We start from the raw sequence: 15,235 nt of genomic DNA, 5'->3' as shown, positions 1-15,235 counted from the left end.
TTACATGTTCGCGATGATTGCGTCGCCAAACTCGCTACATTTCAGCAGTTTAGCGCCTTCCATCAGACGTTCGAAGTCATAGGTCACGGTCTTAGCGGCGATAGCGCCTTCGGTGCCTTTAACAATCAGGTCTGCGGCTTCGAACCACTGCATATGGCGCAGCATCATCTCAGCGGACAGAATAATTGAACCTGGGTTCACTTTATCCTGACCTGCATATTTCGGTGCAGTACCGTGGGTTGCTTCGAACAGCGCACACTCGTCACCGATGTTTGCGCCCGGCGCGATACCGATACCACCAACCTGTGCCGCCAGGGCATCAGAGATGTAGTCGCCGTTCAGGTTCATACAAGCAATGACATCGTACTCAGCCGGACGCAGCAGGATCTGCTGCAGGAAGGCGTCAGCGATAACGTCTTTGATGATGATTTCTTTACCGGTGTTCGGGTTTTTGATCTTCTGCCACGGGCCGCCGTCAATCAGCTCGCCACCGAATTCTTCGCGAATCAGCTGGTAACCCCAGTCTTTGAACGCACCTTCGGTGAACTTCATGATGTTGCCTTTGTGTACCAGGGTCAGCGAATCGCGATCGTTAGTGATAGCGTATTCGATAGCCGCACGAACCAGGCGCTTGGTGCCTTCTTCAGAGCACGGCTTGATACCGATACCGCAATGTTCCGGGAAGCGAATTTTCTTCACGCCCATCTCATCGCGCAGGAATTTGATCACTTTTTCAGCTTCAGCAGAGTCTGCTTTCCACTCGATACCAGCATAGATATCTTCGGAGTTTTCACGGAAGATAACCATGTCAGTCAGTTCAGGATGTTTAACCGGGCTCGGAGTGCCCTGGTAGTAACGTACTGGACGCAGGCAGACATAGAGGTCCAGTTCCTGGCGCAGCGCAACGTTCAGAGAACGAATACCGCCGCCAACTGGCGTCGTCAGAGGGCCTTTGATAGCAACACGATAGTCACGAATCAGATCAAGAGTTTCGGCAGGCAGCCAGACGTCCTGGCCATAAACCTGGGTCGATTTTTCGCCGGTGTAAATTTCCATCCAGGAAATTTTACGCTCGCCTTTATAGGCTTTCTCAACGGCGGCATCCACCACTTTCAGCATCGCTGGGGTCACATCAACACCGATACCATCACCCTCGATAAACGGGATGATCGGGTTGTTAGGGACATTCAGTTTGCCATCTTGCAGGGTGATTTTCTGACCTTCCGCCGGAACTACTACTTTGCTTTCCATTAACCTCTCCTTCGAGCGCTTCTGGTTCTGCTCTTCCTTTTCACACTAACCGAGCGTTGGCTTTATCCGCCCACTCCCGCCACCGGGTCGTCCCGCTAACCGGAGATTCGCGTCCGTGCCGCCTTCTAGTAGCGCGAATCAGTTTGAGCAATATTTTTGTTAAAAAATTGTGATGAGCATGTCAATACTACCTGAATGTTTGCGTCCATGAAAGGCATTCGTAATTAGGCTATAATGCGGCAATTGCCAGGATCTGAAAATACCATGCAGAAAACTTCATTTAGAAAACATCGCGTTGAGCGATTCAGCTCACAACAAAGTGCCAGACAACGCAAAGAACACCAGCCAAAACGCGTCATCTTGTTTAATAAACCCTACGATGTGTTGCCGCAATTTACCGACGAAGCCGGGCGCAGCACCCTAAAAGATTTTGTTCCGGTCACCGGCGTCTATGCCGCAGGTCGTCTTGACCGCGACAGCGAAGGGCTATTGGTACTGACAAACGACGGCACGCTGCAGGCGCAACTGACCCAACCGGGTAAACGCACCGGTAAAATTTATTATGTGCAGGTCGAGGGCCAGCCAACTGACGAAGCCCTGACTGCATTGCGCGATGGCGTCACGCTCAATGATGGCCCCACCCTGCCCGCCGGTATTGAACAAGTGGCTGAACCCGACTGGTTGTGGGCACGAAACCCGCCCATCCGCGAACGTAAAGCGATTCCGACCAGCTGGCTGAAGATCACCCTTTATGAAGGGCGTAATCGTCAGGTTCGCCGCATGACCGCCCATGTGGGATACCCCACGCTGCGTTTGATTCGTTACGCCATGGGTGGTTACACTCTCGACGGTCTGGCCAACGGTGAATGGCGCCAGGTTGAGTAATCACAAAAGGAACCCACCGAATGTTTAAACCGCACGTTACCGTCGCCTGCATCGTTCATGCGCAGGACAAATTTCTGATCGTTGAGGAAACCATCAATGGTAAAGCGCTGTGGAACCAACCCGCAGGTCACCTCGAAGCCGATGAAACGCTGGTCCAGGCGGCCGAACGCGAGCTGTGGGAAGAGACCGGCATTCGCGCGACGCCGCAACATTTTATCCGCATGCATCAGTGGATAGCCCCCGACAAAACGCCGTTTTTGCGCTTTCTGTTCGTCATTGAACTTAACGATATGTGCGCCACTGAACCGCATGACAGCGATATCGATCGCTGCCTGTGGCTGAGCGCGGAGGAGATCCTCAACGCGCCAAATCTGCGCTCCCAACTGGTTGCCGAGAGCATCCGCAGCTATCAACAGGACCCGCGCCAGCCGCTGTCACTGATTGGCGCATTTAACTGGCCGCTCCTGGGGGGTGCCTGAGCCGCTAGTGCGTGCTAGAATATGCCGCCTTGAAGTTCAATGTGGTGAATATTCCAATGTCAGAAAGCCAAAAAAAAGTGATCGTCGGCATGTCCGGCGGCGTCGATTCCTCTGTTTCTGCCTGGTTGCTGCTTCAGCAAGGTTATAAGGTAGAAGGCCTGTTCATGAAGAACTGGGAGGAAGACGATGGTGAGGAATACTGCACCGCCGCTGCCGACCTCGCCGACGCGCAAGCCGTCTGCGATAAGCTCGGGATTGAGCTTCATACCGTAAACTTTGCCGCAGAATACTGGGACAACGTGTTTGAACTGTTCCTGGCCGAATATAAAGCCGGGCGCACGCCGAACCCGGATATTCTGTGCAACAAAGAGATCAAATTTAAAGCCTTCCTGGAATTTGCCGCCGAAGACCTCGGCGCTGACTATATCGCCACCGGTCACTATGTGCGCCGTGCTGATGTCGACGGCAAAAGCCAGCTGCTGCGCGGCCTGGATGGCAATAAAGACCAGAGCTACTTCCTTTACACCCTCGGCCATGAGCAGATTGCCCAAAGCCTGTTCCCGGTGGGTGAACTGGAAAAGCCGCAGGTGCGTAAAATCGCCGAAGATCTCGACCTTATCACCGCGAAGAAAAAAGACTCCACCGGGATCTGCTTTATCGGTGAGCGTAAATTTCGCGAGTTCCTCGGTCGCTACCTCCCGGCCCAGCCTGGCAAAATCGTCACCGTTGATGGCGACGAAATCGGCGAGCACCAGGGTCTGATGTACCATACCCTGGGACAGCGTAAAGGCCTCGGTATCGGCGGGACCAAAGAAGGTAGCGAAGATCCGTGGTACGTTGTCGATAAAGACGTCGAAAACAATATTCTGGTGGTGGCACAAGGCCACGACCATCCGCGTCTGATGTCAAAAGGCCTGATTGCTCAACAGCTGCACTGGGTTGACCGTCAGCCTGTAACCGGTACCCTGCGCTGCACGGTGAAAACCCGTTACCGTCAGACCGACATCCCGTGCACGGTGAATGCCCTGGATGACGAGCGCATTGAAGTTATCTTTGACGAGCCGGTTGCGGCCGTTACGCCAGGCCAGTCCGCGGTCTTCTATCGTGGTGAAGTGTGCCTCGGTGGTGGCGTGATCGAGCAGCGCCTGCCGCTGCAGTCCTGACAGACCGTTTTTTACCGCCGGTGCGGCAGAGCCCGTCGCCGACGGTTTACAAGGAGTATGTGTGGCGAAGAATTACTATGACATCACATTGGCACTAGCCGGTATTTGCCAGGCCGCTCGTCTGGTACAGCAGCTGGCACATCAGGGCCATTGCGACAGCGATGCCCTGCACGTTTCACTGAACAGCATTATCGATCTCAACCCGAACTCCACGCTGGCGGTGTACGGTGGCAGTGAAGCTAATCTTCGTCTCGGGCTGGAAACCATGCTCGGCGTACTCAATAGCGGCAGTCGTCAGGGTCTCAATGCAGAACTGACCCGCTATACATTGAGCCTGATGGTGCTGGAGCGTAAGCTTGACGGAAGCAAAGGGGCGATGGACACCCTCGGCAACCGCATTTCCGGCCTGCGCCGCCAGCTGGAACATTTCGACCTGCAGTCTGAAACGTTACTTAGCGCCATGGCCGGGATTTATGTTGATGTTATTAGTCCGTTAGGCCCACGTATTCAGGTAACCGGCTCACCGGCCGTGTTGCAAAGCCCGCAGGTTCAGGCCAAAGTTCGCGCCTCTCTGCTGGCAGGCATTCGCGCTGCCGTGCTCTGGCATCAGGTCGGCGGTGGCCGCATGCAGCTTATGTTTTCTCGTAATCGTCTGGTTAACCAGGCAAAACAAATTCTTGCTCATTTAACCCCGGAGTTGTGATCTATGGAATTATCCTCACTGACCGCCGTTTCCCCTGTCGATGGACGCTACGGCGATAAAGTCAGCGCGCTGCGCGGAATTTTCAGCGAATTCGGTTTGCTGAAATTTCGTGTACAGGTTGAAGTACGTTGGCTGCAGAAGTTAGCCGCGCACGCAGCGATCAAGGAAGTTCCTGCTTTTGCTGCCGACGCAAACGGTTACCTTGATAAAATCGTTGCCGACTTCAGCGTGGAAGATGCACAGCGCATCAAAACCATCGAACGCACCACTAACCATGATGTGAAAGCCGTCGAATATTTCCTCAAGGAAAAAGTGGCCGATATCGCTGAACTGCACGCGGTTTCTGAGTTCATCCACTTCGCCTGTACCTCCGAAGACATTAACAACCTCTCCCATGCGCTGATGCTGAAAACCGCGCGTGATGAGGTGGTGCTGCCTTACTGGCGTCAGTTGATCGACGCAATTAAAGCGCTGGCGATTCAGTACCGCGACGTCCCGCTGCTGTCCCGTACTCACGGTCAGCCGGCAACGCCGTCGACCATGGGTAAAGAGATGGCGAACGTCGCTTACCGCATGGAGCGCCAGTATCGCCAGCTGAACCAGGTGGAGATTCTGGGCAAAATCAACGGCGCGGTCGGTAACTATAACGCCCACATCGCCGCCTATCCTGAAGTCGACTGGCACCAGTTCAGTGAAGAGTTTGTCACCTCGCTGGGTATCGAATGGAACCCGTACACTACCCAGATCGAGCCGCACGATTACATTGCCGAACTGTTTGACTGCATCGCGCGCTTCAACACCATTCTGATCGATTTCGATCGTGACGTGTGGGGCTATATCGCCCTGAACCACTTCAAACAGAAAACCATCGCCGGCGAAATCGGTTCTTCCACCATGCCGCATAAAGTTAACCCGATCGACTTCGAAAACTCTGAAGGTAACCTCGGTCTGGCAAACGCGATGATGCAGCATCTGGCCAGCAAATTGCCGGTCTCTCGTTGGCAGCGCGACCTGACGGACTCCACCGTACTGCGTAACCTCGGTGTCGGTATCGGCTATGCGCTGATTGCCTACCAGTCGACCCTGAAAGGCGTGAGCAAGCTGGAGCTGAACGGCGATCGTCTGCTGGACGAACTGGATCATAACTGGGAAGTTCTGGCTGAGCCGATCCAGACCGTGATGCGCCGATATGGGATCGAAAAACCGTACGAGAAGCTGAAAGAGCTGACCCGCGGCAAACGCGTAGATGCGGAAGGTATGCAGCAGTTCATCGACAGCCTGCCGCTGCCGGAAGCCGAGAAAGTTCGCCTGAAAGCGATGACCCCGGCCAACTATATTGGCCGCGCGACCACCATGGTTGATGAACTGAAATAATCGCTTTGCCTCACCGTCCTTCGGGAATCGGTGCGGAGCCAGTAGAAAAAGATAAACAGATGGCCGGGAATAACCCCGGCCATCAGATCGTCAGAACAATAAACACACACGACATCTCGCGCCTTAATTCGTTTTTTTCGTCACATCATCCATCGAGGCGCCATTTTCCATTTTTGCGTCATTTTTCATGTCATGTTTTTTTAACTCAGCCTGAGTTTTGCACCCTTCTTTCACCTGCGCACCGCTGACCGCTCGGCAGTCATCAATGATGTGATCCGGGTTTTTTAGCTGCTCTTTTTCTGCCTGTTTCTCTGAGGTGCTGCTGGCCGGGTTTTCCGCCAGAGCAGATGAACAGAAAACTAAGGTTAAACATGTTGTTAGCACCAACGGGAAGCCTTTTAACTCATTCAGTTTCATACAGGAACTCCATGTGCAGGGATATGCAGGGATAGTCATCAATAAGGATATACGGCTCCCCGTAAACTTCCTGATGCTGACGATAAATTATCCCCCGCGCCCGCACATCTGGAGCCATAATGCTGGTGAAACAGTTCTGGGCGCTGACCGTCTATAACTGCAAAACCCTGTATGTCAGTCCGGTGGCCCCTACTGGGCTGCAGAATAACTGGATCCCTATCAGCGGCAAGCGCCCGTTGCTCGCCATACGCTTTTAACCCATGAAGGGCTTTTTTATTCTAAAATAGCGCCAATGATTATTTTTTTACCAGGTTATTCATGATTACCCCCCCAGCCAGACCAACCAAATCTATCGAACGCTTAATCAGCGTACTAACGCCTTATGGAAAAACTATTGAAGCTGCCCCGCGAAAAAGGCTTTCCTGGGATAACAAGGGCATCCCGTATATCTACGTTTTTCTCGAAGGTGAGCTTTCTATATCGCGAATCACCGATGGCATTCTGATTGCCACGGTTGTTGAACCACATATTTTTGGTTTTTCCGAGATGTTTTATCCGATGAGAAGCAACGTGCTACGCGCGGAAACACAATGCCTGTTTTCACGTATAGAAAATCAACAGGCCGAGCAGTGTATTGAACAACATGGTCTGTGGCGTGAAGTCGCCGAGGTGCTCTCATTTCATACCAACACGATGGTTTGCCGCGATCTGCAAATTGTGAATCAACGTACTTTTCCCGTAGTCTGCCACTATCTGCGCGAGTTGGATCGTCTGCCAGACGTGACGAAAGAACGGGTCAATATCCTCAGCTATATCCAGGAACGAACAGGGCTTTCCCGCAGCAGCATTCTGAATATTGTCTCTGCGCTAAAAACCGAGCGCTATATTGATTTCGTGCGCGGCGGCTACAAATTGCGGATCAATGCATTACCCGACACCGCCGAACGCACTTAACCCTTTCCCAGCGTCAGCAATGCAGGTGTTTTCTGGCGGGCCAACTCGCGTATAGCTGGAAACGCGGGCCTAAACTTGCCAGTATATGCCCATGATATGCCACCCTGTCTTAGCGGGGGATATCGGGCGCGGGAGAGCCCCCTTTTCCCCTGCAGCATGGGAGGCCACAGCACAAAGGGCGACGGCAGGCCGGGTAGCAAAGAAAGCCTTTCATTTACAGCCGTTTAAATTCAGTATATCTAATCAGCGCTACACTACTCAAAACCAAAAAAACGGGAGAAAAGGCATGCGCGTACTCGTGGTTGAGGACAACGCTCTGCTGCGCCATCACCTCAAAGTTCAGCTACAGGAGCTGGGACATCAGGTGGATGCCGCGGAAGATGCAAAAGAGGCGGACTATTATCTGGGCGAACACGTGCCGGATATCGCTATTGTCGATCTGGGCTTGCCTGACGAAGACGGCCTGACGCTGATTCGCCGCTGGCGCAGCCATGATGTATCGATTCCGGTGCTGGTGTTGACCGCCCGCGAAAGCTGGCAGGATAAAGTCGAGGTGTTGAGCGCCGGCGCGGATGATTACGTCACCAAACCGTTCCATATTGAAGAAGTTGCCGCCCGGATGCAGGCATTACTGCGTCGCAACAGCGGCCTGGCCTCGCAGGTTATTTCTATTCCACCTTTCCAGGTCGACCTGTCGCGCCGCGAGCTATCAATTAACGATCAACCGATCAAACTAACCGCGTTTGAATACACCATTATGGAAACGCTGATCCGCAATCGCGGAAAAGTGGTCAGTAAGGACTCCTTAATGCTCCAGCTCTATCCCGACGCCGAACTGCGCGAAAGCCACACCATCGATGTCCTGATGGGACGACTGCGGAAAAAAATCCAGGCACAACACCCGAATGATGTGATTACGACGGTACGCGGCCAGGGTTATTTATTCGAACTCCGCGGATGAAAGGCCCGTTACGGCATATTTTGCCGCTGTCTTTACGCGTTCGCTTTTTACTGGCGACGGCCGCGGTGGTGCTGGTGCTTTCACTGGCTTACGGCATGGTCGCGCTGGTGGGCTACAGCGTCAGCTTTGATAAAACCACCTTCCGCCTGCTGCGTGGTGAAAGCAACCTGTTCTATATGCTGGCGAAGTGGGAAAATAACAGCATCGATGTTGATATCCCCGAAAATCTCAATATGCAAAGCCCGACGGTCACGTTGATTTATGACGCGAAAGGCAATCTGCTGTGGATGCAACGCGATGTCGCATGGCTGGCCAAGCGCATTCAGCCCGAGTGGCTCAAAAGCAACGGGTTCCACGAAATCGAATCCGACGTCGACAGCAGCAGCAAGTTGCTGCGGAACAATCAGGAAGTCCAGGAACAACTGGATGAGCTACGTCAGCAGGACGACGGTTCAGAAATGACCCACTCGGTGGCAATCAATATCTATCCGGCCACCGATAAGATGCCGCAGTTGAGTATCGTGGTGGTCGATACGATCCCGGTCGAACTGAAGCGCTCCTACATGGTGTGGAGCTGGTTTATTTACGTGCTGGTCGCCAACCTGCTGCTGGTGATCCCGCTGCTGTGGGTGGCTGCCTGGTGGAGCCTGCGGCCGATCGAGTCGCTGGCAAAAGAGGTGCGCGAACTCGAAGAACATCACCGTGAGATGCTCAACCCAGACACCACGCGCGAACTGACCCGTCTGGTCAGCAATCTTAACCGGCTGCTCAAAAGCGAGCGCGACCGTTACGATAAATACCGCACCACCTTGACCGACCTCACCCACAGCCTGAAAACCCCACTGGCGGTGCTGCAAAGCACGCTGCGTTCTTTGCGCAGCCAGAAGCTGGATGTCGCAGAGGCGGAACCAGTGATGCTTGAGCAGATCAGCCGTATCTCGCAGCAAATTGGTTACTACCTCCATCGCGCCAGTATGCGCAGCGGCAGTACGCTCCTGAGCCGTGAACTGCACCCGGTCGCCCCGCTGCTCGACAAGCTGACATCAGCCCTCAATAAAGTTTATCAGCGCAAAGGGGTCAATATCACCCTCGATATCTCGCCAGAAACCAGCTTCGTCGGCGAACAGAATGACTTTATGGAAGTGATGGGTAACGTACTGGATAACGCCTGTAAATATTGTCTGGAGTTTGTCGAGGTGTCCGTGCGTCAGACCAACGACCATCATCTGCATATTCTGGTGGAAGATGACGGCCCCGGCATTCCGATGAGCCTACGAGATAGCGTGTTTGACAGGGGCCAGCGCGCCGATACGCTGCGCCCTGGCCAGGGGGTTGGACTCTCCGTAGCTCGTGATATTGTCGTGCAGTACGACGGCGAGATTATTGCCCGTGAAAGCCTGCTCGGCGGCGCCTGCATGGAAGTGATTTTTGGTCGCCAGCTGCCGGATGATACCCAAAGCTGACCCGCCAGGCGACGGAGGTGACTGAACTCTGTGACTGGGCAAGACAATCGCCGTCAACAAAGAGGCAGTTTGAAAGATGGCGTGTATAATCCCAAACAAACACCTGCTGTGGAATAAATAAAATGGATTATCAATTAACGCTTAACTGGCCTGACTTTATCGAACGCTACTGGCAAAAGCGCCCGGTGCTACTGAAACGCGGGTTTGCCAATTTCATCGATCCAATTAGCCCGGACGAACTGGCCGGGCTGGCGATGGAAAGTGAAGTCGACAGCCGCCTGGTCAGCCATCAGGACGGAAAATGGCAGGTCAGCCATGGTCCCTTCGAAAGCTACGATCACCTGAGTGAAAACAACTGGTCGTTGCTGGTTCAGGCGGTGAATAACTGGCATGAACCCACCGCCGCGCTGATGCATCCGTTCCGCGCCCTGCCCGACTGGCGTATCGACGATCTGATGATCTCTTTCTCGGTACCCGGCGGTGGCGTAGGCCCGCACCTCGATCAGTACGATGTGTTTATCATCCAGGGGACGGGGCGTCGTCGCTGGCGCGTGGGCGAGAAAGTGCCAATGAAACAGCACTGCCCGCATCCGGACCTGCTGCAGGTTGATCCATTCGACGCCATCATCGATGAAGAGATGGAGCCGGGCGATATTCTCTATATCCCGCCAGGTTTCCCACACGAAGGTTATTCGCTGGAAAACTCCCTCAACTATTCCGTGGGCTATCGCTCGCCTAACGCTCGTGAACTGTTCAGCGGTTTTGCCGATTATATTCTGCAGCGTGAATTGGGTAGCCAGCGCTACGCCGATCCAGATGTGCCAGCGCGCGATCATCCTGCGGATATTCTGCCGTCAGAGCTGGATCGTTTACGTGACATGATGCTGGGGCTGATCAACCAGCCAGAACATTTCAAACAGTGGTTTGGCGAATTTATTACCCAGTCACGTCATGAACTGGACGTCGCACCAGCAGAACCACCATATCAGCCAGATGAGGTTTACGATGCGCTGCAACAGGGCGATAGCCTTGTGCGCCTTGGTGGGCTGCGAGTGCTGCGCATTGATGGCGAGGTTTTCGTCAACGGCGAGAAAATTAATTCGCCACACCGCCCGGCGCTGGACGCCCTGGCGACCCATCTGTCGTTGAAAGCGCAGCATTTTGGCGATGCGCTGGAAGATCCGTCCTTCCTCGCCATGCTGGCCGCGCTGGTCAACAGCGGATACTGGTTCTTCGAGGACTAAGTTCCTTCCCCACTGAACCGGGTGCAGGAAACCAGATTACGCAGTCACCACCCACCTGAGGCCGGATTATTCCGGCCTTTTTTATTTAAATCAAAGAACATGCAGATCGTTTAATACCCACACAGCGCAAAAATTAAGAGACAGTCAGTTCTATCCTTATCATTATAAGACCGTGATAACCGGGCAAAAGCTTATATTAGCCGAAGTGAAATATTACCGAATAACCGATGCCGGTCAGGAGGTCATCAACTGGCCGGATCTTTCGAACTCGCGGGATAAGTAACCCTTCTGACCGCTGATGATAAAAAATGGCAATCTGATAGCCACCTGCCCATACTAAGGTAACGTTAATAGGGACATTGAGCGCCATCCTATGAGCAAATCTCTGAGTATCTTCCTCACCACCTGCCTGCTATTTGTCGGCCTGTTTCTGGCTTCACAAACTAGCTTCGCGGCACAGACTGAAGGCCAGGATCCCAGCCTTAAGGAGATTGCCGGGCAGCTAAAGCAATATAAGACGCAAATAGACAACATTAAGCAGCAGGTTTCCCAGACCAATACCGACAGCAGGCTGATAAAGTTGTTCGACACCACGCAAAAGCTGGGCGTGGAGGCGGATAGTCTGGCCGCCCTGTTACAGCCGATGCATGACAAAGTTCAGGCTCAGTTGCAGGTTCTTGGACCGGCCCCGGAGGCTGGGGTGGGAACAGAAATCACCAGCGTTGCTCAACAGCGCAACACGCTGAACAAGGAGAAGCAGCAGATTGATGAGGCCATCGCCACCTCGCAAAGCCTGCAAACGACTATCCGTGCGCTGGGTATTCAGATTAACGATCTGCGCCGTACCTATTTTAAATCTCAACTGGCCTCCAACAGCGGCAGTATCTTAAGCGGCACCTTCTGGTTCCAGGAAGCCGATACCCAGGCGGTCGATATCCAGCGCTTCAATGACTTCTGCCAGCAGTTGTTGAAAACCTGGCAGGCGGGCTGGCAGCCTGAGTGGTTCTGGGGCACCTTCTGGCTGCTCGCGGCCGCCATCGTGATTGCGTTCTCTGGTAGCCATCTGATTGAGCGGCTGCTGGTCTGGATCAACACCACTTATTTGCCGGATGGCCGTATTCGCCGCAGCTTCAACACCCTGGCCAACACGTTGGCGACCATGTTCACCCTTACGTTGGCACTTTCCATTGTGATTGGAGCCTTTTCACGGGTGGAAGAACTCTCTCCACAGGTTAGCGATTTTGTGGATGGATTCTTTCAGTTAGCCGTTTTCTGCTCATTAATTTATGGCGCTGGCCGCGCTTTTCTCTGTCTCAATCGCCCTTCATGGCGGCTGGTGCAAATCGACGACAGTGTGGCCGAAAGCGTGCGTTACTTCCCGCCGCTGTTGGCGATTCTGGGCCTTGTCATTGGCTGCCTCGACCTCTTTAATAATACGATTGGCGCCAGCCTCGGCACCACGATACGCGCCAACGGGCTGATTTCCGCCGTTATGGCCAGTGTGCTACTGGTGATGATGCTGCGCGTCCAGCATGCTCACCGGCGGCTGGAAACAAACGGCGAACCTGCAGAGAAACGATCCCGGCTCGACGCCTTGGTCTGCCTGCTGGTCATGATCTCTTCGCTGGCAACGCTGGCGGCGTTGCTGGTCGGCTACATTGCCTTTGCCCGCTACCTGACCTACCAGGTCATCTGGTTTGGCATGGTACTGATGGCGTTTTATTTTCTGGTGACCTTCGCCACCGACTTGTTCGCCGCCGTTTTTTCACCGCACACCGCCACCGGCCAGGTGATGAAAAAGTCGCTGCGGTTTAAAGACCAGCACCTTGAGCAGCTAACCGTAGTGTTTACCGCCTTCACCAAATGCGCCCTGTTATTACTAACCATTATCGCGCTGTTTAACGGGACTTTTGGTTCGACGACGCCAGGCCTGCTGATCAATAAGCTGGTGACGATTTTAAGCGGTGACGGCCTGAAGCAACTGCACATCGTGCCCGGTAATTTGCTGAATGCCGTCCTTTGCCTGGTGATTGGCCTGTACATCCTGCGCGTAACCCAGCGCTGGCTAAGCCTGGAACTGTTACCCAAAACCATCACCGATATCGGCATTCGCGCCTCGCTGATTACGCTGTTTACCAACGTCGGCTACGTGCTGCTGATCCTGATCACCCTCGCCGCGCTGGGCATTCAGTGGAACAACCTGGCCTGGATTGTCAGCGCTCTGTCGGTGGGCATCGGTTTTGGCCTGCAGGAGATTGTGAAGAACTTTATCTCCGGCCTGATCCTGCTCACGGAGCGCCCGGTCAAGGTCGGCGATATGATCGGCATCGGAGGCATTGAGGGCGACGTGCGGCGGATCAACGTGCGCGCCACGGAGATCCAGCTCAGCGACCGCTCGACGATGATCGTCCCCAACTCACAGCTGATTTCCCAGAACGTGCGCAACGCGACGATGGGCAACGCCCAAGGGGTTGTGACCATCGCCCTGACCTTCCCGACCAGTATTGACCCGGAGCTGGTGCGTGATTTACTGCTCCGCGCCTATCAGGACTATGAGGTAATTTTGCCAACGCCTGCGCCGTATGTACGCTTCAGCCAGCTGGGGCCGGAGGGCATTATCCTGAGCGTGACCGGCTACGTCGCCAGCCCACGGATGGTCGGATCCAGCAAAAGTGAACTGCTGTTTACTATCCTCAAGCTGCTGCGCCAAAATGAGGTCAACCTCTCCAGCCCGCAGGAAGTTGTTTTTATGAAGCAGCGAGAGAAAGCTTTAGATAATGACGATGAGTTTTCTTCTTAGGTTGAACCTGGTTTCCGGAGCTGCTTAACACTGACTGACTATTCAGGAGAAACGGGCATATCAGGTCAACCACAACACCTGACTGTGTATGACGAAAGGACGTTTGTACAAAAAAACACATCATTTTCCATTGCACTCATATTGATGATCCATCATTAAAATTGAGCAGCGCGAAAAATTCAAAATATTAATTTAGCCAATCCCGGACAATAAAACTCTCGTGGCTGCCGATAAAGAATCGGCATAAATACACGAATCTCACCCAAGGGATAATAAGGCGCTGACGTCAGCCAGCACCAACCTATCCATTACCCCTTCCTGGCCGTCAGCTCGGCAATACGAACAATCACCTGCACCGCTTTCTCCATGCCTTCCAGGGTCACGAACTCATGTTTACCGTGGTAGTTGTAGCCACCGGTAAACAGGTTCGGGCAAGGTAACCCCATAAACGACAGCTGAGCGCCGTCGGTGCCGCCGCGAATCGGCTTCATCTGCGGTTCAATATCGCAATCCACCATCGCCTGACGGGCAATGTCGACCACATGCGGATGGGCAATCACTTTTTCATGCATATTGTAGTAGCTGTCTTCAATCACCAGCTCAATATAGCAATCCGGGTGCAGCCCCTTCCCGACCTTTTTGGCAATTTCCATCATCTTGCGTTTGCGGGCTTCAAACTGCTTGCGGTCAAAATCGCGGATAATGTAATGCATCTCCGCGCGATCAACCGTGCCTTTGATATTCGCCAGGTGGTAAAACCCTTCATAACCTTCGGTGGTCTCGGGTGCCTCGTCAGCCGGGACTTCAGCATGGATGCGTGCCGCCAGCGACAGCGCATTCACCATCACCCCTTTTGCCGTCCCTGGATGGACGTTGTTGCCCACAATCTTAATGGTCACCGACGCGGCATTGAAGTTTTCACACTCCAGCTCACCCACGCCACCGCCGTCAACGGTGTAGGCCCAGCGGGCATCAAAGGCTGCAACGTCAAAATGCTTCGCCCCTTTGCCCACTTCTTCGTCCGGCGTAAAGGCTACACGGATGTCACCGTGCGGGATCTGTTTGGCCTTTAACGTGGCCAGCGCGGTCATAATTTCGGCAATGCCGGCTTTATCGTCGGCGCCAAGTAACGTTTTACCGTCGGTGGTAATCAGCGTGTGCCCCAGCAGCTGATGCAGCACCGGGAACATCACCGGCGACAGCACTTCATCGCCAATCCCCAGCGCGATGTCGCCGCCGCGGTAGTTTTCGACGATCTGCGGGTTTACATTCTTGCCGCTGAAATCAGGTGCCGTGTCAACGTGAGAAATAAAGCCGATGGCTGGAATTTCGCCGGCGACGTTTGCCGGAAGCGTTCCCATTACCGTCCCTTTGTCACTCAGCGTTACGTTGGCCAGCCCCATCTCTTCAAGCTGCTTCTGTAGCAGGCGCAACAGCTTCCACTGCCCTTCCGTGCTTGGTACCTGACGCACGCCAGGCTTCGACTGTGTGTCCAGAGAAACGTATTGTAAAAAACGCTCAAGCAATTTATCCATGTAGCC

Annotated in this window: 14 protein-coding genes; 11 read left to right on the top strand and 3 right to left on the bottom strand. The window is 53.8% G+C overall.

The genetic code is table 11. The features are described 5' to 3' along the window. Entirely contained in the window at positions 1-1,251 is a 1,251-nt protein-coding gene (icd, locus tag ACMYSO_RS23835) for an NADP-dependent isocitrate dehydrogenase (protein WP_434585434.1), read from the bottom strand. A gap of 234 nt (positions 1,252-1,485) precedes the next feature. Between icd and rluE the strand changes: the two genes are divergently transcribed. The 5 genes from rluE to purB all read left to right on the top strand — a co-directional run bounded on the left by rluE (position 1,486) and on the right by purB (position 5,855). Then, the gene (rluE, locus tag ACMYSO_RS23830) at positions 1,486-2,136 is read left to right on the top strand and encodes a 23S rRNA pseudouridine(2457) synthase RluE (RefSeq protein WP_434668500.1); all 651 of its coding nucleotides are present in this window, start codon (positions 1,486-1,488) and stop codon (positions 2,134-2,136) included. 20 nt (positions 2,137-2,156) lie between these two features. Further along, positions 2,157-2,615 carry an NUDIX hydrolase gene (locus ACMYSO_RS23825; RefSeq protein WP_434668498.1) on the top strand — a complete coding sequence of 153 codons (459 nt, stop codon included), beginning with the start codon at positions 2,157-2,159 and terminating at the stop codon, positions 2,613-2,615. Between the two features lie 56 nt (positions 2,616-2,671). Next, positions 2,672-3,778 carry a tRNA 2-thiouridine(34) synthase MnmA gene (gene mnmA / locus ACMYSO_RS23820; protein ID WP_148060366.1) on the top strand — a complete coding sequence of 369 codons (1,107 nt, stop codon included), beginning with the start codon at positions 2,672-2,674 and terminating at the stop codon, positions 3,776-3,778. Between the two features lie 61 nt (positions 3,779-3,839). Next, the gene (gene hflD / locus ACMYSO_RS23815) at positions 3,840-4,481 is read left to right on the top strand and encodes a high frequency lysogenization protein HflD (RefSeq protein WP_123753863.1); all 642 of its coding nucleotides are present in this window, start codon (positions 3,840-3,842) and stop codon (positions 4,479-4,481) included. Positions 4,482-4,484: 3 nt separating this feature from the next. Continuing rightward, positions 4,485-5,855 (top strand): adenylosuccinate lyase, encoded by a 1,371-nt coding sequence (gene purB, locus ACMYSO_RS23810; RefSeq protein ID WP_434668496.1) that lies wholly within the window; start codon positions 4,485-4,487, stop codon positions 5,853-5,855. A gap of 123 nt (positions 5,856-5,978) precedes the next feature. On the opposite strand, the gene ACMYSO_RS23805 is transcribed toward purB, so the two are convergent. Beyond that, positions 5,979-6,272 carry a hypothetical protein gene (locus ACMYSO_RS23805; RefSeq protein ID WP_434668494.1) on the bottom strand — a complete coding sequence of 98 codons (294 nt, stop codon included), beginning with the start codon at positions 6,270-6,272 and terminating at the stop codon, positions 5,979-5,981. A gap of 119 nt (positions 6,273-6,391) precedes the next feature. On the opposite strand from ACMYSO_RS23805, the gene ACMYSO_RS23800 reads away from it, so the two are divergent. From ACMYSO_RS23800 to ACMYSO_RS23775, 6 genes are all read left to right on the top strand, one after another. Beyond that, positions 6,392-6,529, top strand: a complete 138-nt coding sequence (locus tag ACMYSO_RS23800; RefSeq protein ID WP_434668492.1) for a hypothetical protein — start codon at positions 6,392-6,394, stop codon at positions 6,527-6,529. A 61-nt stretch (positions 6,530-6,590) separates the two neighbouring features. Continuing rightward, the gene (locus ACMYSO_RS23795; RefSeq protein WP_434668491.1) at positions 6,591-7,226 is read left to right on the top strand and encodes a helix-turn-helix domain-containing protein; all 636 of its coding nucleotides are present in this window, start codon (positions 6,591-6,593) and stop codon (positions 7,224-7,226) included. Positions 7,227-7,512: 286 nt separating this feature from the next. Continuing rightward, positions 7,513-8,187, top strand: a complete 675-nt coding sequence (phoP, locus tag ACMYSO_RS23790) for a two-component system response regulator PhoP (protein WP_434585442.1) — start codon at positions 7,513-7,515, stop codon at positions 8,185-8,187. Further along, on the top strand, positions 8,184-9,650 hold the full coding sequence (gene phoQ / locus ACMYSO_RS23785) for a two-component system sensor histidine kinase PhoQ (RefSeq protein ID WP_434668489.1): 1,467 nt from the start codon (positions 8,184-8,186) through the stop codon (positions 9,648-9,650). The genes phoP and phoQ overlap by 4 nt, the downstream gene beginning before the upstream one ends. Positions 9,651-9,772: 122 nt before the next feature. Continuing rightward, complete coding sequence (locus tag ACMYSO_RS23780) at positions 9,773-10,894, top strand: JmjC domain-containing protein (protein WP_434585444.1); 1,122 nt, start codon at positions 9,773-9,775, stop codon at positions 10,892-10,894. Between the two features lie 373 nt (positions 10,895-11,267). Then, positions 11,268-13,694 (top strand): DUF3772 domain-containing protein, encoded by a 2,427-nt coding sequence (locus ACMYSO_RS23775; protein ID WP_434668488.1) that lies wholly within the window; start codon positions 11,268-11,270, stop codon positions 13,692-13,694. A gap of 308 nt (positions 13,695-14,002) precedes the next feature. Here ACMYSO_RS23775 and pepT read toward each other — a convergent pair whose 3' ends face one another. Further along, a complete protein-coding gene (pepT, locus tag ACMYSO_RS23770) occupies positions 14,003-15,229 on the bottom strand; it encodes a peptidase T (protein WP_434668487.1) in 1,227 nt (408 codons plus the stop codon). Between the last annotated feature and the right edge of the window lie 6 nt (positions 15,230-15,235).

The organism is Klebsiella sp. B345 (assembly GCF_051131735.1).
In the GTDB taxonomy this organism is placed as follows: domain Bacteria; phylum Pseudomonadota; class Gammaproteobacteria; order Enterobacterales; family Enterobacteriaceae; genus Klebsiella.
Note: the sequence above shows the minus strand (reverse complement) of the source record. Positions and strands in the feature narration are given on the sequence as shown.